This is a genomic window from Pseudorhodoferax sp. Leaf274 (assembly GCF_001422445.1).
In the GTDB taxonomy this organism is placed as follows: Bacteria; Pseudomonadota; Gammaproteobacteria; order Burkholderiales; family Burkholderiaceae_C; genus Pseudorhodoferax.
The window spans coordinates 1-20997 of sequence record NZ_LMNA01000030.1; the positions used below are offsets into that span (position 1 = coordinate 1).

The 20997-nt window shown below is 70.4% G+C and carries 17 protein-coding genes; 10 read left to right on the forward strand and 7 right to left on the reverse strand.

Going from position 1 to position 20997, the window contains the following annotated elements:
- Positions 1–415: 415 nt before the first annotated feature.
- The 5 genes from ASF44_RS26840 to gcl all read right to left on the reverse strand — a co-directional run bounded on the left by ASF44_RS26840 (position 416) and on the right by gcl (position 6127).
- Positions 416–1894, reverse strand: a complete 1479-nt coding sequence (locus ASF44_RS26840) for a nucleobase:cation symporter-2 family protein (protein ID WP_056902349.1) — start codon at positions 1892–1894, stop codon at positions 416–418.
- 238 nt (positions 1895–2132) lie between these two features.
- Complete coding sequence (uraH, locus tag ASF44_RS26845) at positions 2133–2492, reverse strand: hydroxyisourate hydrolase (protein WP_056902350.1); 360 nt, start codon at positions 2490–2492, stop codon at positions 2133–2135.
- Between the two features lie 119 nt (positions 2493–2611).
- Entirely contained in the window at positions 2612–3526 is a 915-nt protein-coding gene (locus tag ASF44_RS26850) for a 2-hydroxy-3-oxopropionate reductase (RefSeq protein WP_056902351.1), read from the reverse strand.
- Positions 3527–3545: 19 nt separating this feature from the next.
- On the reverse strand, positions 3546–4319 hold the full coding sequence (gene hyi / locus ASF44_RS26855; RefSeq protein WP_056902352.1) for a hydroxypyruvate isomerase: 774 nt from the start codon (positions 4317–4319) through the stop codon (positions 3546–3548).
- An 11-nt stretch (positions 4320–4330) separates the two neighbouring features.
- Complete coding sequence (gene gcl / locus ASF44_RS26860) at positions 4331–6127, reverse strand: glyoxylate carboligase (protein ID WP_056902353.1); 1797 nt, start codon at positions 6125–6127, stop codon at positions 4331–4333.
- A gap of 119 nt (positions 6128–6246) precedes the next feature.
- Between gcl and ASF44_RS26865 the strand changes: the two genes are divergently transcribed.
- The 7 genes from ASF44_RS26865 to ASF44_RS26895 all read left to right on the forward strand — a co-directional run bounded on the left by ASF44_RS26865 (position 6247) and on the right by ASF44_RS26895 (position 14257).
- Positions 6247–7179, forward strand: a complete 933-nt coding sequence (locus tag ASF44_RS26865) for a LysR family transcriptional regulator (RefSeq protein ID WP_056902354.1) — start codon at positions 6247–6249, stop codon at positions 7177–7179.
- Between the two features lie 167 nt (positions 7180–7346).
- Positions 7347–8072 carry a GntR family transcriptional regulator gene (locus tag ASF44_RS26870; RefSeq protein ID WP_056902355.1) on the forward strand — a complete coding sequence of 242 codons (726 nt, stop codon included), beginning with the start codon at positions 7347–7349 and terminating at the stop codon, positions 8070–8072.
- A gap of 18 nt (positions 8073–8090) precedes the next feature.
- A complete protein-coding gene (puuE, locus tag ASF44_RS26875; RefSeq protein WP_056902356.1) occupies positions 8091–9059 on the forward strand; it encodes an allantoinase PuuE in 969 nt (322 codons plus the stop codon).
- A 2-nt stretch (positions 9060–9061) separates the two neighbouring features.
- Positions 9062–10840 carry a 2-oxo-4-hydroxy-4-carboxy-5-ureidoimidazoline decarboxylase gene (gene uraD / locus ASF44_RS26880; protein ID WP_056902357.1) on the forward strand — a complete coding sequence of 593 codons (1779 nt, stop codon included), beginning with the start codon at positions 9062–9064 and terminating at the stop codon, positions 10838–10840.
- The gene (locus ASF44_RS26885; protein WP_056902358.1) at positions 10837–12075 is read left to right on the forward strand and encodes a M20/M25/M40 family metallo-hydrolase; all 1239 of its coding nucleotides are present in this window, start codon (positions 10837–10839) and stop codon (positions 12073–12075) included. The genes uraD and ASF44_RS26885 overlap by 4 nt, the downstream gene beginning before the upstream one ends.
- A 233-nt stretch (positions 12076–12308) precedes the next feature.
- Positions 12309–12905 (forward strand): malonic semialdehyde reductase, encoded by a 597-nt coding sequence (locus ASF44_RS26890; RefSeq protein ID WP_056902359.1) that lies wholly within the window; start codon positions 12309–12311, stop codon positions 12903–12905.
- Positions 12905–14257 (forward strand): LLM class flavin-dependent oxidoreductase, encoded by a 1353-nt coding sequence (locus tag ASF44_RS26895; protein ID WP_056902360.1) that lies wholly within the window; start codon positions 12905–12907, stop codon positions 14255–14257. The genes ASF44_RS26890 and ASF44_RS26895 overlap by 1 nt, the downstream gene beginning before the upstream one ends.
- A gap of 39 nt (positions 14258–14296) precedes the next feature.
- On the opposite strand, the gene ASF44_RS26900 is transcribed toward ASF44_RS26895, so the two are convergent.
- The gene (locus ASF44_RS26900; protein ID WP_235579366.1) at positions 14297–15262 is read right to left on the reverse strand and encodes a LysR family transcriptional regulator; all 966 of its coding nucleotides are present in this window, start codon (positions 15260–15262) and stop codon (positions 14297–14299) included.
- A gap of 258 nt (positions 15263–15520) precedes the next feature.
- Between ASF44_RS26900 and ASF44_RS26905 the strand changes: the two genes are divergently transcribed.
- Genes ASF44_RS26905 through ASF44_RS26915 form a run of 3 tightly spaced genes read left to right on the forward strand, consistent with a single transcriptional unit; the run spans position 15521 to position 19344 of the window.
- Complete coding sequence (locus ASF44_RS26905; RefSeq protein WP_056903021.1) at positions 15521–16510, forward strand: tripartite tricarboxylate transporter substrate binding protein; 990 nt, start codon at positions 15521–15523, stop codon at positions 16508–16510.
- On the forward strand, positions 16507–17925 hold the full coding sequence (locus tag ASF44_RS26910) for an FAD-binding oxidoreductase (protein ID WP_056902362.1): 1419 nt from the start codon (positions 16507–16509) through the stop codon (positions 17923–17925). The genes ASF44_RS26905 and ASF44_RS26910 overlap by 4 nt, the downstream gene beginning before the upstream one ends.
- Before the next feature lie 36 nt (positions 17926–17961).
- Complete coding sequence (locus ASF44_RS26915) at positions 17962–19344, forward strand: VOC family protein (RefSeq protein WP_056902363.1); 1383 nt, start codon at positions 17962–17964, stop codon at positions 19342–19344.
- A 15-nt stretch (positions 19345–19359) separates the two neighbouring features.
- Here ASF44_RS26915 and ASF44_RS26920 read toward each other — a convergent pair whose 3' ends face one another.
- Complete coding sequence (locus ASF44_RS26920) at positions 19360–20961, reverse strand: sensor domain-containing diguanylate cyclase (protein WP_235579368.1); 1602 nt, start codon at positions 20959–20961, stop codon at positions 19360–19362.
- Positions 20962–20997: the final 36 nt, after the last annotated feature.

Sequence of the window (20997 nt, forward strand, 5' to 3'; positions counted from 1 at the left end):
GGGGCGCCGGAGACGATGCAGCCGGCCTGCAGGGTCATCTGGGCGTTGAGCTGGCCGGCCAGGGAGCCTGCGGCGATGACGTTGGAGGAAGCCAGCACGGCCACGGTGGCCAGGGTGGCCAGGGCGATCTTGGAGACGGTGGTGTGCATGGTGGACCTCGGTTGCGGTGGGTTGCAGGGGCCGGATCGCTGTGATCCGATGGGTTGGATTGTTCAACCCGGGGCCCCTGNTGGAGACGGTGGTGTGCATGGTGGACCTCGGTTGCGGTGGGTTGCAGGGGCCGGATCGCTGTGATCCGATGGGTTGGATTGTTCAACCCGGGGCCCCTGGAACCGTGGCGCAACGGTGGCACTTTGCGGCGTGGCGCGTCACACTCGCGCCACATTCGGGGGCCGGCGCTGCCGGCCCCGGAGGGTCAATGCGCCTCGGCGGCCTTGGCAGCCTCGATGGCGTCGGCCGTGCTGTCGCCCGTGCCGTTGAAGTAGATGTTGAGCAGCACCGCGGCGATGGCCGTGAGCAGGATGCCGGACTCCAGCAGCGGATGCAGGCCATGCGCCATCTGCTGCATCCAGCGCGGCGCCACCAGCGGGATCAGGCCGAAGCCGATGGCCAGCGCGACGATGTACAGGTTGTTGCGGTTGCCCCGGAAGTCCACCGCCGACAGGATGCGGATGCCGGTGGCCGCGACCATGCCGAACATCACCAGGCCCGCGCCGCCCAGCACGAAGGTGGGCACGCTTTCCACCAGCGCCCCCATCTTGGGCAGCAGGCCCAGCACCACCATGATCGCGCCGCCGGCCACGCAGACCCAGCGGCTGCGCACGCCGGTCACGCCGACCAAGCCCACGTTCTGGCTGAAGCTGGTGTAGGGGAAGGTGTTGAAGAAGCCGCCGATCACGGTGCCCAGGCCGTCCGTGCGCAGGCCCGCGGCCAGCTCCGTCTGGGTGATCTTCTTGCCCGTGATGTCCGACAGCGCGAGGAACATGCCGGTGGACTCGATCATGACCACCACCATGACCAGCGTCATGGTCAGGATCATCACGGGGTCGAAGGTCGGCATGCCGAAGGCCAGCGGCGTGACGATGTCGAACCAGGCCGCCTCGGCCACCTTGTGGAAGTCCATCTTGCCCATGGCCACGGCCACCGCGCAGCCGGCCACGATGCCCAGCAGCACCGAGATATTGGCCACGAAGCCGCGGCCGAAGCGCACCAGCAGCAGGATGAAGACCAGCACCGCGGCGGCGATGCCCATGGTGTCCAGCGCGCCGTAGCGGGGGTTGTCCACCATCGGGATCGGGCCGAGCAGCTGCCCCATGGGCACGCCCTTGGCCGCGGCGGCGGCGCGCGTGGCGTCGACCAGCCGGCCCAGGGCCTCGGCATCGACGGTCTGCGCCATCGTGGCCGGGCCGCCCATGGCCCAGCCCACGCCCACCCGCATCAGGCTGATGCCGATGACGGCGATGATGGTGCCGGTGACCACGGGCGGGAAGAAGCGCAGCATCTTGCTGATGACCGGGGCGATCAGCATGGAGATGACGCCCGCGCCGATGATGGCGCCGAAGATCGCGCGGGCGCCCTCCACGCCAGGCATGGCGTTGGCGAACGCCACCATGGGGCCCACCGCCGCGAAGGTCACGCCCATCATCACGGGCAGCCGGATGCCGAACCAGCGCGTCATGCCGAAGGACTGGATCAACGTGACGATGCCGCAGCAGAACAGGTCGGCGCTGATCAGCATGGCCACCTGGTGGGGCGTCAGCTGCAGCGCGCGGCCCACGATCAGCGGCACCGCGACGGCGCCCGCATAGATCACAAGGACGTGCTGCATGCCCAGCGCGGCCAGTCGGCCGGTGGGCAGGCGTTCGTCCACGGGGTGGACAGCGGGCGTGGTCATCGGGGGGTCTCCAGGACTTGCTAAAAGTGCACGCGCGCTGGGCGGCTTTCGGTGGGGGAAGCCGCGGCCAGTGCCGGCCGGTTCTTCCCCCCACCACAGCGGGTTCTGTGAGGAGCTGGGGTCGCAAAACCCCTTGGGAACAAGGAGACCCGCGGCGACCTGGATATAAGGCTTATCGTATACACGATAGAAGGATTTTGTCTCCGGAAAAACCCTTTGATCGCATACGAAGAAGGGCTCAGGAGCCGCGGTAGGTGCTGTAGCTGAAGGGGCTCACGAGCAGCGGCACGTGGTAGTGGCCGGCCTTGTCGGCGATGCCGAAGTCCAGCTGCACGCTGTCGACGAAGGGGTATTCGGGCAGCGCGACGCCGCGTGCGCGGAAGTACGGCGCCACCTCGAACACCAGGCGCCAGCGGCCGGTCTCCATGCTGGCGGCGTCGAGCAGCGGGCCGCCGTCGTTGCGCCCGTCGGCGTTCAGCGTGAGCGTCTTGACGGTCTGCGCGCTGCCGTCGGCCTGCACGCGCTGCAAGGTGACCCGCATGCCGGCGGCCGGGCAGCCGTGGGCGGTGTCGAGAACGTGCGTGCTGAGGTGTCCCATGTTCGGTTTTCCTTGTCAAAGAGGGTTGTCGGGCTTCGGATCGTATACGCGATGCGGCGCCTGCACCCCCTACGCTGTCGCGCAAGGCATGCAAGCGCCGTACCAGCAGGCGGTGGGGGTCAGGCCGGCTTGTCGCCGATCTTGAACTGCGACAGGGTCTCGAGCGCGCGCACCATGCCCGAGTGGTCCCAGGCCGCGCCGCCCTGCGCCACGCAGGCCGAGAACAGCTGCTGCGCGCCGGCCGTGCCCGGCAGCGCCAGGCCCAGCTGGCGCGCGGCGCCCAGCGCGAGGTTCAGGTCCTTCTGGTGCAGGGCGATGCGAAAGCCCGGCTCCACCGTGCGCGCGACCATGCGTTCGCCCAGCACCTCGAGGATGCGCGAGCTGGCCAGGCCGCCCAGCAGCGCCTCGCGCACGCGGGCAGGGTCGGCGCCGGCGCGCGCGGCGAACAGCAGGCCCTCGGCCACGGCCTGGATGGTCAGCGCCACGACGATCTGGTTGGCCACCTTGCAGGACTGGCCGTCGCCGCTGCCGCCCACGCGCGTGATGTTCTTGCCCATCGCGGCCAGCACGGGCCGGGCGCGCTCGAACGCCTCGGGCTTGCCGCCGCACATGATGGACAGCGTGGCGTTGCGCGCGCCCACGTCGCCGCCGGAGACCGGCGCGTCCAGGTAGTCGGCGCCCAGCGCCTCGATGCGGCGCGCGAAGTCCTGCGTCTCCACCGGAGAGATGGAGGACATGTCGATCACGAGCTTGCCGGCGCCACCGTTCGACAGGCCGGCGGCCACGCCGTCCTCGCCGAACAGCACGGCCGCCACGTCGGGCGTGTCCGGCAGCATGGTGATGACGATGTCCGCGCGCTCGGCCACGCCGCGTGCCGAGGTGCATTGCGTGGCGCTGGTCTCGGCCAGCGCCGCCGGCACCTTGCCCAGCGTGTGCAGGAAGAGCTGGTGGCCGGCCTTGATGAGGTGGCCCGCCATGGGCGTGCCCATCACGCCCAGGCCGATGAAACCGATCTTGAGGGGAGAAGAAGTCATGTCTTGGAGCTGGTCGTTGTCAGTGGTTGGGGATCCAGGAGAGGCCGTCCTCGGTGCGGCCGGCGGGCTTGTATTCGCAGCCGACCCAGCCGGCGTAGCCGATGCGGTCCAGGTGGGCGAACAGGAAGGGGTAGTTGATCTCGCCCGTGCCCGGCTCGTTGCGTCCGGGGTTGTCGGCCAGCTGGATGTGGGCGATGCGCGGCAGGTGCCGGGCGATGGTGGCCGCGAGCTCGCCCTCCATGCGCTGCATGTGGTAGATGTCGTACTGCAGGTAGGCGTTGGGCGCGCCGACCTCGTCGAGCAGCGCCAGCGTCGGCGCGCTGCGGTTCAGGTGGAAGCCCGGGATGTCGAAGCTGTTCACCGGCTCCACCAGCAGCTTCAGGCCCGCATCGGCCAGCTGCAGCGCGGCGTAGCGCAGGTTGTCCACCAGCGTGGCGTGCACCCTGGCGGCGTCCACCCCGGCGGGCGTCTTGCCGACCAGGCAGTTGAGCTGCTGCACGCCGAGCACGCGGGCGTACTCGATGGCCTGGCCCACGCCGGTGCGGAACTCGCGCTCGCGCCCCGGGATGCAGGCGATGCCGCGTTCGCCGGCGTCCCAGTCGCCGGCCGGCAGGTTGTGCAGTACCAGCTGCAGCCGGTGCTCTTGCAGGCGGCCCAGGATGTCGGCGGCCGAATACGGGTAGGGGAACATGAACTCGACGGCCTGGAAGCCGGCGTGCGCGGCGCGCTCGAAGCGGTCCAGGAACGGCACCTCGTTGAACAGCATCGTGAGGTTGGCGGCGAATCGGGGCATGGCGTCCTCCCTCAATCCAGCATGGCGGCCGCGATGGCCGTGGGCACGTCGGACTTGTTGGACGCGAGGTCCTCGAACTCCACCACGTTGTCGATCTCGGTGCCCATGGCGATGTTGGTCACCTGCTCCAGCAGCACCTCCACCACCACCGGCACGCGGTATTCCTCCATCCAGGCTTCGGCCTGGCGGATGGCCGGCGCGATCTCGTCGGAACGGTGCACGCGGATGGCCTTGCAGCCCAGGCCCTCGACCACCTTCACGTGGTCCACGCCGTAGCTGCGCACCGCCTCGTCCGCGGCGGTGTTGATGTTGTCGAACGCCAGCTGCACGCAGTAGTCCATGCCGAAGCCGCGCTGGCTCTGGCGGATCAGGCCCAGGTAGCTGTTGTTCACCACGATGTGCAGGTAGGGCAGCTTGAACTGCGCGCCCACGGCCAGTTCCTCCAGCATGAACTGGAAGTCGTAGTCGCCCGACAGCGCGACGATCTTGCGGCCCGGATCGGCGGCGCGCACGCCCAGGGCCGCCGGCACGGTCCAGCCCAGCGGGCCGGCCTGGCCGCAGTTGATCCACTGGCGCGGGCCGTAGACATGCAGGAACTGCGCGGCCGCGATCTGCGACAGGCCGATGGTGGAGACGTAGGTCACGTCCTTGCCGAAGGCGTTGTTCATGCACTGGTACACGCGCTGCGGCTTCATGGGCACGCTGTCGTAGTTGGTCTTGCGCAGGTACTGGATGTCGCGCTTGCGGTCCTGGCATTCGGCGGCCCAGGCGGAGCGATCGGGCAGCTTGCGCTGCGCGGCGCGCTCGCGGGCGGCCTGCACGAAGAGTTCGAGCGCGGCCCGGGCGTCGGAGACGATGCCGTAGTCCGGCGCGAACACGCGGCCGATCTGCGTGGGCTCGATGTCCACGTGGATGAACTTGCGGCCCTTGCAGTAGACCTCGGGGCTGCCGGTGTGGCGGTTGGCCCAGCGGTTGCCGATGCCCAGCACGAAGTCGCTTGCCAGCATGTTGGCGTTGCCATAGCGGTGGCTGGTCTGCAGGCCGCACATGCCGGCCATGAGCGGGTGGTCGTCGGGGATGCTGCCCCAGCCCATCAGCGTGGGGATGACCGGGATGCCGGTCAGCTCGGCGAACTCCACCAGCAGCTCGTCTGCATCGGCGTTGATGATGCCGCCGCCGGCCACGATCAGCGGGCGCTCGGCGCCCTCCAGCATGTCCAGCGCCTTGTCGATCTGCGCGCGCGTGGCGGCCGGCTTGTAGACGGGCAGCGGCGCGTAGGTGTCGATGTCGAACTCGATCTCGGCCATCATCACGTCGAAGGGCAGGTCGATCAGCACTGGGCCCGGGCGGCCCGAGCGCATCAGGTGGAAGGCCTGCTGGAAGGCGCGCGGCACCTGGGCCGGCTCCAGCACCGTGGTGGACCACTTGGTCACGGGCTTGACGATGCTGGTGATGTCCACCGCCTGGAAGTCTTCCTTGTGCAGCCGAGCGCGGGGCGCCTGGCCCGTGATGCACAGGATCGGGATGCTGTCGGCGCTGGCCGAGTACAGGCCTGTGACCATGTCCGTGCCGGCCGGGCCCGATGTGCCGATGCACACGCCGATGTTGCCGGCCTTGGCGCGCGTGTAGCCCTCGGCCATGTGCGAGGCGCCCTCGACGTGCCGGGCCAGCACGTGGCCGATGGTCTGGCGCTCGCGCAGTTGGGCGTAGAGCGGGTTGATCGCGGCACCCGGCACGCCGAACGCCTGGGTGATGCCTTCTTTCTCCATCACGAGCACTGCGGCCATCGCCGCCTTCATCTTTGCCATTGCTGGTCTCCTGGTTGATGCAAGCTGGGGCGGATGATGGAGAGCGGGCCGCGCGGCGTGAACGCCTGGGGCCGGATATCAACTATTCCGCGTTGGAATACAGCCCCTACACTGCGCCCATGGACCGACTCATGACCATGCAGGTCTTCGTGCGCGTCGTGGAGACCGGCAGCTTCAGCAAGGCCGCGGCCGAGCTCGGCACCACCCAGCCCACCGCCACCAAGGCCGTGGCCGAGGCCGAGCGCCGCCTGGGCGCGCGTCTCCTGCACCGCAGCACGCGCGGCGTGGCGCCGACCGAGGTGGGCCTGCTGTACTACGAGCGCTGCAAGGCACTGGTGCGCGATGCCGACGAGGCCGACAGCGTGGCCGCGCTGGTGCAGGGCGGCGGCAGCGGCCTGCTGCGCATCAACACCTCGGTGGCCTTCGGGCGGCGCGTGCTGGTGCCGCTGGTGCTGCGCTACATGCAGGCGCATCCGCAGCTGCAGGTCGAGCTGTCCTTCGACGACCGCTACGTGAACCTCGTGGAGCAGGGTGTGGACCTGGCCGTGCGCATGGGCCGGCTGGCCGATTCGGCGCTGGGCGCGCGCTACCTGGGCCGCAATCCCTGGATGCTGGCCGGCGCGCCGGCCTACCTGGCCGCGCGCGGCATGCCGCACGGCCCGGGCGACCTGGCCGGGCACGACTGCCTGGTCTACAGCACCGTGCAAGGCGATGCGCGCTGGCCCTTCGTCGCCCCCTCGGGCGAGGAGCTGGCCGTGCCGGTGCGCGCGGTGCTCAAGTCCAACAACCTGTCGGCGCTGCTGGCGGCCTGCCGTGCGGGCATGGGGCTGGCGGTGCTGCCCTGGTACGTGGCCAACACCTCGTGCGCCGACGGCAGCATCGTGCAGCTGCTGGCCGACCACGCGCTGCCTTCGCAAGAGGTGCATGCGGTGTTCCCCTCGCCCAAGCTGGTGCCTGCCAAGGTCTCGGCCTTCATCGCCTGGCTGCAGCAGCAGCTGCAGGGCGAGTGGTGGCTGCGCGAGCGCAGCGCCGACGCTGCGCGGACCGAATAGGGCGATTGCCGCTCTCGGCTGTATTCAGTTTCGAGCGGCATCTGCAGCCACGATCCGGCAGCTTCCGAGAGAGCGGGGCGGCAACGGATACCCATTGCAGCGTCCAGGGCTTGCGTCGCCTCGGATTACTGTACACAATCAAGCCAGTCAATCGTCTTCAATCCATCATGCCCCGCAAGCCCGCTTCATCCCTGCGTCTGGTGGATCCGGTGCGCACGCCGCGCGATGCGCCCAGCACCACGGACCAGATCGTCGAGTCCATCACCAGTGCCATCGTGGAGCAGCGCCTGATGCCCGGCACCAAGCTGGTGGAGCAGCAGATCGCCGACGTGTTCTCGGTCTCGCGCACCGTGGTGCGCCAGGCGCTGAACCAGCTCAGCCGCAGCCGCCTGGTCACGCTGATGCCCGCGCGCGGCGCCTTCGTGGCCACCATGTCGGCCGAGGAGGCGCGCCAGGTGTTCGAGCTGCGCCGCCTCGTGGAAGGCGGCATGGCGCGCGAGCTGGCGGCCCGCATCACCGACGCGCAGATCGCACAGCTGCGTGCGCACCTGCAGGACGAGCGCAACGCCGTCGCGCGTGCCGACGTGACCGGCCGCACGCGGCTGCTGGCCGATTTCCACGTGATCCTGGCGCGGCTGCTCGGCAACGAGGTGCTGGCCGAATTGATCGCCGACCTGCTGTCGCGTTCGCAGCTGATCGCGCTGATGTTCCAGAGCGGCCATTCGGCCGAGCACTCGCAGTCCGAGCACATCGAGATCGTCGAGGCGCTGGAAAAGCGCGACGGCCGCGCCGCCGCCAGGCTCATGGAGCAGCACGTCACGAGCGTGGAACGCAACTTGCGGCTCGACCCGCGCACCCCCGACCTGGCCGCCGTGCTGCGGCCCAAGCACTGAAAGAGACAAAGCTCGACCATGGCTTCCCCGAACGCTTCTTCCCGCGATCCACGCTACCCGCGCGACCTGCGCGGCTACGGCCGCAACCCGCCGCATGCGCAATGGCCCGGCAACGCCCGCGTGGCCGTGCAGTTCGTGCTGAACTACGAGGAGGGCGGCGAGAACTCCGTGCTGCACGGCGATGCCGGCAGCGAGCAGTTCCTCTCCGAGATGTTCAACCCCGCCGCCTATCCGGAACGCCACCTGAGCATGGAGGGCATCTACGAGTACGGTGCGCGCGTGGGCGTGTGGCGGCTGCTACGCGAGTTCGAGCGCCGCGGGCTGCCGCTCACGGTGTTCGGCGTGTCCATGGCGCTGGAGCGCTGCCCCGAGGTCACGGCCGCCTTCGTCGAGCTGGGCCACGAGATCGCCTGCCACGGCTGGCGCTGGATCCACTACCAGAACCTGGCGCCCTCGGTGGAACGCGAGCACCTGGAGCGCGGCATGGAGATCATCCAGCGCATCACGGGCCAGACCCCGCTGGGCTGGTACACCGGCCGCGACAGCCCCAACACGCGCCGCCTGGTGGCCGACCACGGCGGTTTCGAATACGACAGCGACTACTACGGCGACGACCTGCCGTTCTGGCTGCGCGTGAAGAAGACCGACGGCAGCCTGGCCCCGCACCTGGTAGTGCCCTACACGCTGGACTGCAACGACATGCGCTTCGCGCTGCCGCAGGGCTTCAGCCACGGCGACGAGTTCTTCGAGTACCTGCGCGATGCCTTCGACGTGCACTACGCCGAGGGCGACGAACGGCCCTCGATGATGAGCATCGGCATGCACTGCCGTCTGCTCGGCCGGCCCGGCCGCATGCGCGCGCTGCAGCGCTTCCTGGACCACGTGCAGGCGCACGACCGGGTCTGGGTCACGCGCCGCATCGACATCGCGCGCCACTGGAAGCAGGTGCATCCCTTCGATGCCAACACCGCCTTTGTCTGGGAGTGAACATGCCGCTCACGCTGGAGCAACTCAACGCCGCCACGCAGGCCGACTTCGTCGCCTTGCTGGAAGGCACCTACGAACACTCGCCCTGGGTCGCCGAGGGCGCCTGGGCGGCGCGGCCGTTCGCCTCGCTGCCCGCGCTCAAGCACGCACTGGCCGAGTCCGTGCGCCGCGCCGGGCGCGAGCAGCAGATGGCGCTGGTGCGCGCCCACCCGGAGCTGGCGGGCAAGGGCATGGCCAGCAACACGCTGACGGCCGAGTCGACCCACGAGCAGGGCAAGGCGGGCCTGACCCAGTGCACGCCCGATGAGCTTGCGCTGATCGGCCAGCTCAACGCGGCGTACAACGCGCGCTTCGGCTTCCCGTTCATCATGCCCGTGCGCGGGCCGCGCGGCACCGGCCTGTCCAAGCAGCAGATCATCGCCACGGTGCAGCGCCGGCTGCACCACCATCCCGACTACGAATTCGCCGAGGCGCTGCGGGCCATCCACCGCATCGCCGAGATCCGGCTGGACGACAAGTTCGGCCAGACGCCCGTGCTGGGCAACCTGGTCTGGGACTGGGCCGAGCAGCTGGCCGTGCACACCGACCCCGGCTACGCCGAGCGCGGCGAACTCACCGTCACCTACCTCACCGACGCCCACCGCGCCTGCGCCGCGCAGCTGGCCACCTGGATGCGCGAGGACTGCGGCTTCGACGAGGTGTCGATCGACGCGGTGGGCAACGTGGTCGGCATCTACCACGGCACGGACCGCAAGGCCCCGCGCCTGCTCACGGGCAGCCACTACGACACCGTGCGCAACGGCGGCAAGTACGACGGCCGGCTCGGCATCCTGGTGCCCATGGCCTGCGTGCGCGAACTGCACCGCGCGGGCCGGCGCCTGCCCTACGGCTTCGAGGTCGTCGGCTTCGCGGAGGAAGAAGGCCAGCGCTACAAGGCCGTGTTCCTGGGCTCGGGCGCGCTCACTGGCGACTTCGACCCGGCCTGGCTGGACCAGCAGGACGCCGACGGCATCAGCATGCGCGCGGCCATCGCGCACGCCGGCCTGCGCGCCGAGGACATCGCCGGCCTGCAGCGCGACGCGTCGCGGTACCAGGGCTTCGTCGAGGTGCACATCGAGCAGGGCCCCGTGCTCAACGAGATCGACCTGCCGCTGGGCATCGTCACCTCGATCAACGGCAGCGTGCGCTACGTGGGCGAGGTTGTTGGCATGGCCAGCCACGCAGGCACCACGCCGATGGACCGGCGCCGCGACGCGGCCGCGGCCGTGGCCGAGCTCGTGCTGTTCATGGAAAAGCGCGCCGCGGCCGAGCCGCACCTGGTCGCCACCGTGGGCATGCTCGAAGTGCCGAACGGTTCGATCAACGTGGTGCCGGGGCGCTGCAAATTCAGCCTGGACATCCGCGCCACCACCAACGACGCGCGCGACGCCTGCGAGCGCGACGTGCTGGCCGAACTGCGTGCCATCTGCGAACGCCGCGGCGTGCACCACCAGGTCGAGCAGACCATGCGCGCCTCGGCCGCGCCCAGCGCGGCCGGCTGGCAGCACCGCTGGGAGCGTGCCGTGCAGGCCCTGGGCCTGCCGCTGTACCGCATGCCCAGCGGCGCCGGCCACGATGCCATGAAGCTGCACGAGCGCATGCCCCAGGCCATGCTGTTCGTGCGCGGCGAGAACGCCGGCATCAGCCACAACCCGCTGGAATCGACCACCAACCACGACATGGAACTCAGCGTGCGCGCGTTCCAGAACCTTCTCGACCAACTCGCGAGCGAACAACGATGACCACGAACACCACCTACGAGCTTCTCGACCGCTGGGTCGACGCGCATTTCGACGAGCAGGTCGGCTTCCTGCAGGCCCTGGTGCAGGTGCCCACCGACACGCCGCCCGGCAACAACACGCCGCACGCCGTGCGCACGGCCGCGCTGCTGAAGGACTTCGGCTTCGAGGCGCAGGCGCACGAGGTGCCGGCCGCGACCGTGCAGGCGCATGGCCTGGAGTCGATCACCAACCTGGTGGTGCAGCGCCGCTACGGCAAGGGTGGCCGTGTCGTCGCACTCAATGCCCACGGCGACGTGGTGCCGCCCGGCGAAGGCTGGACGCGCAAGCCCTACGGCGGCGAGGTCGTGGACGGCAAGCTCTACGGCCGTGCAGCGGCCGTCAGCAAGTGCGATTTCTCCACCTTCAGCTTCGCCACGCGCGCGCTGGAGGCGGCCGGCGTGCCGCTGGCCGGCGGCGTGGACCTGCTGTTCACCTACGACGAGGAATTCGGCGGCGAGCTCGGCCCGGCCTGGCTGCTCGAGAAGGGCCTGACCAAGCCCGACCTGGAGATCGCGGCCGGCTTCAGCTACCAGGTGGTGACGGCGCACAACGGCTGCCTGCAACTGGAGGTCACGGTGCACGGCAAGATGGGCCACGCGGCCGTGCCCGAGACCGCGGTGGACGCGCTGCAGGCCGCCAACCGCATCCTGACCGCGCTGTACGCCGAGAACGGCGAGCTGCGCAAGACCAAGAGCGCGGTCGAGGGCATCAACCACGGCTACATCAACGTGGGCCAGATCAACGGCGGCACCAACACCAACGTGGTGCCCGGCAAGGTCGTGCTCAAGGTGGACCGCCGCATGATCCCCGAGGAAGACCCGGTGGCGGTCGAAGCCCGCCTGCGCGGTCTGATCGAGCAGGCCGCTGCAGGCCAGGCCGGCATCAGCGTGGAGATCAAGCGCCTGCTGATGGCCCATGCCATGAAGCCCCTGGCCGGCAATGCGCCCCTGGTCGAGTCGCTGTGCAGCCACGCCACCGCGCTGTTCGGCGAGCCCGTGAAGGCCTCGGGCACGCCGCTGTACACCGACGCCCGGCTGTTCAGCGAGCGCGGCATTCCGGCCGTGATCTACGGCGCCGGCCCGCGCACGGTGCTCGAGTCCAACGCCAAGCGCGCCGACGAGCACATCGTGCTGGAAGACCTGCGCCGCGCCACCAAGGTGGTGGCGCGCACGCTGTTCGACCTGCTCAAGGCGTGATCCAGATCAAGGCCTGCAGGTCCTTCTGCGCGTTCCCCGGCCACCCGGCCATCGTGAAGGGCATGCTGGCGCCGGCCCAGTAGTCCGGCGCCGTGCGGTGCAAGCGGCTGCGGGCCTGGCCCGCGCATAAGCTTGCGCGAAAAGCTTCGTTGGGCTGGCGCTGCTTGCTTCGAACAATGGCCCGCTGCGTGCCCAGCACCGCCGCCGGCGGTGGCGGCGCGCCAGGAGCCCGCATGTCCGATCTCTCACCGCTGTCCGATGCCGCGCTGGACCGCCTGTTCCGCCAGGCCCGCACGGTGCATGCCTTCCAGCCCGTGCCCGTGCCCGACGCCACGCTGCACCAGCTGTACGACCTGCTCAAGTGGGGCCCGACGGCCTTCAACGCCCAGCCCGCGCGCTACGTGTTCGTGCGCAGCGCCGAGGCCAAGGCCAGGCTGCTGCCTGCCGTGTCCAAGGGCAACCTGCAGCAGACCCAATCGGCCGCCGTGACCGTGATCGTGGCGCAGGACCGGCGCTTCCAGGACCATCTGCCCACGCAGTTCCCGGCCTACGACGCCAAGCCGCTGTTCGACGGCAACGCGCAGCTGGCCGACACCACGGCGCTGCGCAACGCCAGCCTGCAGGGCGCCTACCTGATCCTGGCGGCGCGTGCGCTGGGTCTGGACGCCGGCCCGCAGTCGGGCTTCGACGCCAAGGCCGTGGACGCGGCCTTCTTCCCCGATGGCCGCTGGCAGAGCAACTTCCTCGTGAACCTGGGCGTGGCCGACCACGGCGCCACGTTTGCACGCGGCCCGCGCCTGCCGTTCGACGAAGCCGCGAGGATCGTGTGATGGCACAACGCAAGCTTCGCCTGGGCGCCTTCATCATGGCCACGGGCCACCACATCGCGGCCTGGCGGCACCCGGGCTCGCAGATCGACTCGGGCGTCAACATCGACCACTACATCGAGGTCGCGCAGACGGCCGAGCGCGGGCTCTTCGACCAGGTCTTCGTGGCCGACAGCCCCGGCATCGGCTTCCGCGGCGACGAGGAGGCGCTGCGCCGCCAGGGCCGCGTGTCCTACTTCGAACCCGTCACGCTGTGGGCCGCGCTGTCGGCCGTCACCAAGCACATCGGCTTCGTCGCCACGGCCTCGACCACCTACGAAGACCCCTACCTGCTGGCGCGCAAGTTCGCCTCGCTGGACCACATCAGCAAGGGCCGCGCGGCCTGGAACGTGGTGACCACCAGCGCCGACAACGTGCACGGCAACTTCGGCCTGGATGCGCACCCCGATCCGGCCCTGCGGTACGAGCGCGCGCACGAGTTCGTGCAGGTGGTCAAGGGCCTGTGGGACAGCTTCGAGGACGACGCCTTCGTGCGCGACGCGGGCTCGGGCGTGTACTTCGACCCGGCCAGGCTGCATGCGTTGAACCACGTGGGCAAGCACTTCAAGGTCAAGGGCCCGCTGAACCTGGAGCGCCCGCCGCAGGGCTACCCCGTGATCGTGCAGGCCGGCTCGTCCGAAGACGGCAAGGAACTGGCCGCCGCCACGGCCGAGGCCATCTTCACGGCCTGGACCAGCCTGGCGGAGGCCCAGGCCTTCTACCGCGACGTCAAGGGCCGCATGGCCAAGTATGGCCGCCGGCCCGAGCAACTGCTGGTGCTGCCCGGCATCTCCCCCGTGATCGGCCGCACCGAGGAGGAGGCGCAGGCCAAGTGGGCCGAGCTGCAATCGCTGATCCATCCCGCGGTGGGCCTGGCCGCGATCGCGCCGTTCTGGCCCGGCGAGGACCTCGCCCGCTGGGATTTGGACGCGCCGCCGCCGTACATCCCCGAAGCGCCGAAGGGCATCCAGAGCCGTACCCAGGTGGTGCTGGAACTGGCGCGGCGCGAGCGCTTCACGGTGCGCCAGCTCTACGAGTACCTGGCAGGCGCCCGCGGCCACTGGGTCGTGGTGGGCACGCCGGCGCAGATCGCCGACCGCATGCAGGAGTGGTTCGAGAACGGCGCTGCCGATGGCTTCAACGTGATGCCGCCCGTGCTGCCGGCCTCGCTGAACGAGTTCGTCGACCTGGTGGTGCCCGAGCTTCAGCGGCGCGGCCTGTTCCGCACGGCCTACGAGGGCCGCACGCTGCGCGAGAACCTGGGGCTGGAGCGGCCAGCCAACGCGTTCGCGCAGGCGCAGCGGCAGGCGGCTTGAGGCGGCCTGTTGCCGCGGCTGGCGGCGCACAGGCGGCCGCTAGGCGGCGGCCGTGATGCCCGCCGCCTGCGTTCGGATCCAGCGCCGGAACGCCGTCAGCGGCGGGTACCAGGCCCGGTTGGCGGCGCAGGCCAGGTAGTAGCGCCCGGCGCTGCGGCAGCGCACGTCGACGGCCGGCACCAGGCTGCCGCGCGCCAGTTCTTCCTGGAACAGGAACTCCGGCAGCAGCGCCACGCCCAGGCCGGCCGCGGCCGCCTGCATGGCGGTGGCGAACTGGTCGGTGCTGACGGACGTGCCGGCGCGCTGCGCGCTGCGGTGCTGGGCACCCTGGGGCGGACCGGCGGCGGCCATTCCTGCATCGGCATGCAAGGCCAGGCCCTGGCCTTCGAACCATTCGGCCCAGGCCTGCGGGCGCGAGGCCAGGTGCAGCAGCGGCGCGCCGAGCAGGTCGGCCGGTGCCGCGAAGCCGTGTTGCGCCTTGAGCGCGCGCGAGCAGGCGGGCACCACGGTCTCCTCGAACAGGAAGTCGAGCTCGGCGCGCGGCCACTCGGGCGCACCGTAGTGCAGGGCGGCGTCCACGCCGTCGGTCTCCATGTTGAAGGGCTCCAGCCGCGTCACGAGGTTCAGCGTCACGCCGGGGTTCTGCTGCGTGAAGTCGGGCAGCAGCGGCGCGAGCCAGCGCGTGCCCATGGTGGGCAGGATGGCCAGCGTGAGCGTGCCGGCGTCCGGGCTGGCCTTCAGGCGCAGCGTGGCGTGGGAGATGGCGCGCAAGGCCTGCCGCACCTCCGCCGCATAGGCCTCGCCGGCGGGGGTCAGGCGCACGGTCTGGCGCTCGCGGGCGAACAGCTCGACGCCGACGATCTCCTCCAGTGCGCGGATCTGCCGGCTCACGGCGCTCTGGGTCAGGCTCAGCTCGTCGGCGGCCGCGGTGAACTTCTGCAACCGGGCGCAGGCCTCGAAGGCCACCAGCAGGCCCATGGAGGGGAGATATTTCCGTGCGTGCATGAACTGGTGTGCGCTGAGGCCGACCGCCCAGGCGCCAGAAACGGCGCGCGCCGAGAGGGGATTTGATGAGAGCCGCGCGATTCTAGCCACGGCGTTGCTACGTATTTCCCGCAATGGTTCATTCTGGTTTGGAATGAACCTCTTCCGAAACATTGATTGATCTCTGGGCAGGTTGTCGCAACCATGCGTGGCTTTGCGGCGTGCCGCCTGCCGCTGCGCCACCGATTTCCGGAGCCCCCTTCGATGACCCGATCCACCCTGTTCCAGACCCTCCCGCGCAAGCATTTCCTCGCCACGCTGGCGCTGCTGGCCACCGGCCTCGCGGCGCCTGCGTGGGCCCAGGGCGACTACCCGAGCAAGCCCGTCAAGCTGGTCGTGCCCTTTTCGCCGGGCGGCAACACCGACCTCATCGCGCGCATGCTGGCGCAGGGCCTGGGCGAGCAGTTGGGCCAGCCCGTGATCGTGGAGAACCTGGCGGGCGCCAACGGCTCCATCGGCGCCAGCCGCGTCGCAGGCGCCCCCAACGACGGCTACACGCTGCTGTTCGGCACGGCCGGCACCCAGGCCATCAACCAGAGCCTGTACCGCAACCTGGGCGAGAAGAACCTGGCCGACTACGAGTACGTGGCGCTCGTGACCAGCATCCCCAACGTGCTGGTCGTCAATGAAAGCAAGACGCCGGTGCGCACGGTGGCCGACTTCGTGGCGGCCGAGCGCAAGCGTGGCGCCGGCCTGAGCTATGGCTCGCCGGGCACGGGCTCGACGGTGCACCTGTCGGGCGAGCTGTTCAAGACCGCCACCAAACTGGACCTGCTGCACGTGCCCTACAAGGGCAGCGCACCGGCGCTGACCGACCTCATGGGCGGGCAGATCGACTTCATCTTCGAGAACGTCACGCCTGCGCTGCCGTTCGTGCAGTCGGGCAAGCTGCGCGCGCTGGCCGTGACCTCGGCCGAGCGCCTGCCCGCGCTGCCCAACGTGCCGACCATGAAGGAGAGCGGCTACCCCGACTTCGTGACGGCCACCTGGAACGGCGTGCTGGCGCCCAAGGGCACGGCACCGGCCATCCTCAAGCGGCTGCAGGACGCCACGCTCAAGGTGGCCGGCAGCGCCGACTTCAAGACCCGCGTGACGGCGCTGGGCGGCGAGGTGCGCCTGCTCGAGTCCACCGCGTTCCGCGACTTCACGCGCACCGAGTACCAGCACTGGGGCGCCATCATCAAGAACGCCGGCGTGACGGTGCAATGAGCTCTTTGATCGAGACCCTGGCCGGCATCGTCGGCGCGGCCCATGTGCTGACGGGCGAGGACGCAGCCGGCTACGAGCAGGACTGGCGCCGCCGTGCCCAGGGCCGCGCGCTGTGCGTGGTGCGGCCGGGCTCCACGCAGGAGGTGGCCGCGGTGGTGCAGGCCTGCGCCGGGGCCGGCGTGGCCATCGTGCCGCAGGGCGGCAACACCGGCCTGGTGGCCGGCTCCGTGCCCGACGGTTCGGGCACGCAGGTGTTGCTGAGCCTGCGCCGCATGGCGGCCGTGCGCGCTGTCGATCCGCACAACATGACCATCACGGTCGAGGCCGGCTGCATCCTGCAGACGCTGCAGGAGGCGGCCGACGCGGCGGGTTTCCTGTTCCCGCTGAGCCTGGGTGCCGAGGGCAGCTGCACGATCGGCGGCAACCTCGCCACCAACGCGGGCGGCACCCAGGTGGTGCGCTACGGCAATGCGCGCGAGCTGTGCCTGGGCCTGGAGGTCGTCACGGCCCAGGGTCGCACCTGGGACGGGCTGGCCGGCCTGCGCAAGGACAACACGGGCTACGACCTGCGCGACCTGTTCGTCGGCAGCGAGGGCACGCTGGGCATCATCACGGCCGCCACGCTGCGGCTGTACCCCAAGCCGGCCGCGCAGCTGACGGCCTGGGCGGCCGTGCCGTCGCTGGAGGACGCCAACCGGCTGCTGGGCCTGGCGCACCAGCACCTGGCCGCGGGCCTCACGGGCTTCGAGCTCATGAACCGGTTCGCGCTGGGCCTGGTGGACAAGCACTACCCGCAGCTGCGCGTGCCGATGTGGCAGGACACGCCCTGGTGCGTGCTGCTGGAAATCTCCGACCACGAATCCGAAGCGCATGCGCGCGGCCTGTTCGAGCGGCTGCTGGAGACCGCGTTCGAGCAGGGCACCGTGGCCGACGCCATCGTGGCCGAGAGCATGAAGCAGGCACACGACCTCTGGCACATCCGCGAGAGCATCACGCTGGCCCAGGCCGAGGAGGGCTTGAACATCAAGCACGACATCTCGATCCCGGTCTCGCGCATCCCCGACTTCGTGCGCGCGGCCGATGCCGCGCTGCTGGCGGCCGTGCCGGGCGTGCGCTTCGTCAACTTCGGGCACCTGGGCGACGGCAACCTGCACTACAACATCCAGGCGCCCGCCGAGGGCGATTCCAGGGCGTTCGTGCAGCAGCACGAGGAGCAGATCACGGGCATCGTCTACGACACCGTGAGCGCGTACGGCGGCTCGATCTCGGCCGAGCACGGCATCGGCGAGCTCAAGCGCCACAAGCTGCCGCTGCACAAGTCGCCCGTGGCGCTGGACCTCATGCACGCCGTCAAGAACGCCTTCGACCCGCTGGGCACCATGAACCCGGGCCGGGTTCTGGCGCCGCAACGCTGACCCACCGTTTTCCCCCATCCCCACGTTTCCATCGCCATGCCAACGTTTGCCAGTTCGGACCAGATCCGCGACCTGTTCTCCCGGTCCATGTCGGCCATGTACAAGACCGAGGTGCCGCAGTACGGCATCTTGCTCGACCTGGTCGCGGACATCAACCGCGCGACGCTCGAGGCGGACCCCGGCCTGCGCGGGCAGCTGGAGGCCGCCGACGAGCTGCGCCGCCTGGATGTCGAGCGCCACGGCGCGATCCGGCTGGGCACGGCCCGCGAGCTGGCCGACATGCGGCGCATCTTCTGCGTGATGGGCATGCACCCGGTCGGCTACTACGACCTGTCGGTCGCCGGCGTGCCCGTGCACGCGACGGCCTTCCGCCCGGTGGACGACGCGGCGCTGCGCAACAACCCGTTCCGCGTGTTCACCTCGCTGCTGCGCCTGGACCTGGTGGCCGATGCCGCCGTGCGCGAGCAGGCCCAGGCCATCCTGGCCCGGCGCGCGATCTTCACGCCGCGCGCGCTCGAACTCACGGCGCTGGCCGAGCAGGCCGGCGGCCTCTCGGCGCAGCAGGCCGCGGAGTTCGTGCAGGAGGTGACGCAGACCTTCCGCTGGCACAGCGAGGCCACCGTGAGCCACGCCAGCTACCGCCAGCTGCACGGCGCGCACCGGCTGGTGGCCGACGTGGTCTCGTTCAAGGGGCCGCACATCAACCACCTGACGCCGCGCACGCTGGACATCGACGCGGCCCAGGCCGAGATGCCCCGCCGCGGCATCGCCGCCAAGGACGTGGTGGAAGGCCCGCCGCGCCGCCGGCACGCCATCTTGCTGCGCCAGACCAGCTTCAAGGCGCTGGAAGAACCCATCGTGTTCGCCGGGGATGGCGCCGATGGCTCGCACACCGCGCGCTTCGGCGAGATCGAGCAGCGCGGCATGGCGCTCACGCGGGCGGGCCGCGCGCTGTACGACCGCTTGCTGGCGGGCGTGCGGTCGATGCAGGGCGCCGGCAGCGCCTCGGCCGACTACAGCGAGCGGCTGGCAGCGGCGTTCCGCGAATTCCCGGACGACCTGGACACGCTGCTGTCGCAGGGCCTGGCCTTCTTCCGCTGGCGCGTGGCCGATGCGGACGGCCTGGCCCGCGTGGCCCGAAGCGGCGCCGCGTTCGACCTGGACGCGCTGCGCGGCCAGGGCATCGTGGCGGCCAGCCCCATCGTCTACGAGGACTTCCTGCCCGTCAGCGCGGCCGGCATCTTCCAGTCCAACCTGGGCGGGGCCGAGCAGAAGAGCTATGCCGCCAACGCCGCCCAGGAGGCCTTCGAGGCGGCCCTGGGCGCCCCGGTGGCCGACGAGATCGCGCTGTACGCGCAGAGCCAGCAGGCCTCCATCGAGGCCGTGCGGCAGCAGTACCTGGCGCGGCAGGCCGGCTGACCTGCGGCGACGGCGTCACGCGCTGACGCCGACCTGGTTGCGGCCCTTGCGCTTGGCCTCGTAGAGCGCGGCGTCGGCCGCCTTCAGCAGTGCCTGCTCGGTGTCCTGCGGGCCGGGCACGGCGGCCGCCACGCCCAGGCTGATGGTCACCTTGCCCGCCACCACGGCGGCGTGCGGGATGTCCATGGCGGCCACCGCGGTACGCGCCGCCTCGGCCACCATGGTGGCGCCGAGCACGTCGGTCTGCGGCAGCAGCAGCACCATCTCCTCGCCGCCGTAGCGCGCGACGAAGTCCTCGGGCCGCTTGACGGTGGCGCGCAGCGCCGCGGACACGCGGCGCAGGCATTCGTCGCCCTCGACATGGCCGTAGTGGTCGTTGTACTTCTTGAACGCGTCCACATCGACCATGACCACCGCCAGCGGGCCGCCCTCGCGCTGCGCCTGGCGAAAGACGCGCGCGAAGCGACGGTCGAAGTAGCGCCGGTTGGGCAGCCGGGTGAGGTCGTCGAAACGGGCCAGCGCGGCCAGTTTCTCGTTGGCGTTGGCCAGCGCATCGCGCGCCTCGCGCAGGCCGGCCTCGGCCTGCAGGCGCTGCGCCATCATGCGGCGCGTGTAGGCGCCGGCGCGCTCCAGCAGCAGGCACAGGAAGACGACCCAGACCGTCTGCAGCGCCGAGTTGAGGCGCCAGTTGGCCAGCACCTGGTTCTTGCCGGCCGCGACACTCACCTGCAAGGGGTAGCTGCGCGCGTGCTCGAAGCTGATCAGCCGTTCCACGCCGTCCAGCGGCGAGCGCGCCTCGGTCGTGCCGGAGCGGTGCGTCTCCAGGGTGGTGCGCACCGCCGACGGCGGCAGCGGCTTGCCGATGTCAGCGTCGATCGAGGGGTTGCGCGCCACCATGCGGCCGGCCACCGTGAGCAGGATCGCGCCCTCGCCGACGTCGAACCGCTCCAGCACGCCGCGCAGGTGCGGCACGCTCAGCGTGGCCAGCGCCACGCCCGCGAAGCGGCCGTCGATGTCGTTGAGCCGGCGCGAGACCGGCACGATCCACTCGCCGGACGAACGGCTCAGGATCGGCGGGCTGACGAGGACCGAGGCGCTCTGGCTGTCCCGGTGGTGGATGAAGTAGGCGCGGTCGGCGTTGTTCCAGCTGGGGTCCCACTGCGGCACCGAGGTGGCGATCCACGCACCTTTCGCGTCGTAGACGAACAGGCCCTTGAGCTGCGCCGTCCGCGCCACGTGGTTGACCATCAGCGGCTGCATGTCGTCCAGCGCTGACTGCGAGAAGTCCGTGCGCTCGATCTCGTAGACCAGGCTGTCCAGGATGTGGTCGGTCTCGGACACGGACGCTTCCATGCGTTCCGCCACGGCGCGTGCCAGGTTGGTGCTGGCCAGGTGCGCCTGCGCGATGGCATGGGCGCGCGCGTCGACGATGAACCAGACGTTGGTGGCCAGCAGCGCCAGGCAGACAAAGACCACCATCAGCCGCGCGCGCCGGATCGGGTCGCGCGCCGGCGCGGGCGCGTCCGGCTGCGAGCCCAGGGGTGCAAGGTCGCTGAAGCCCGAAGCGGGGCCCAGGCGGGATTGCGGTGGAGGTTGAACGCCTTGTGGGGTGGGCATGGCCTGAGCCGCGCAAGGTGAGTGCCAGGGCCCTGG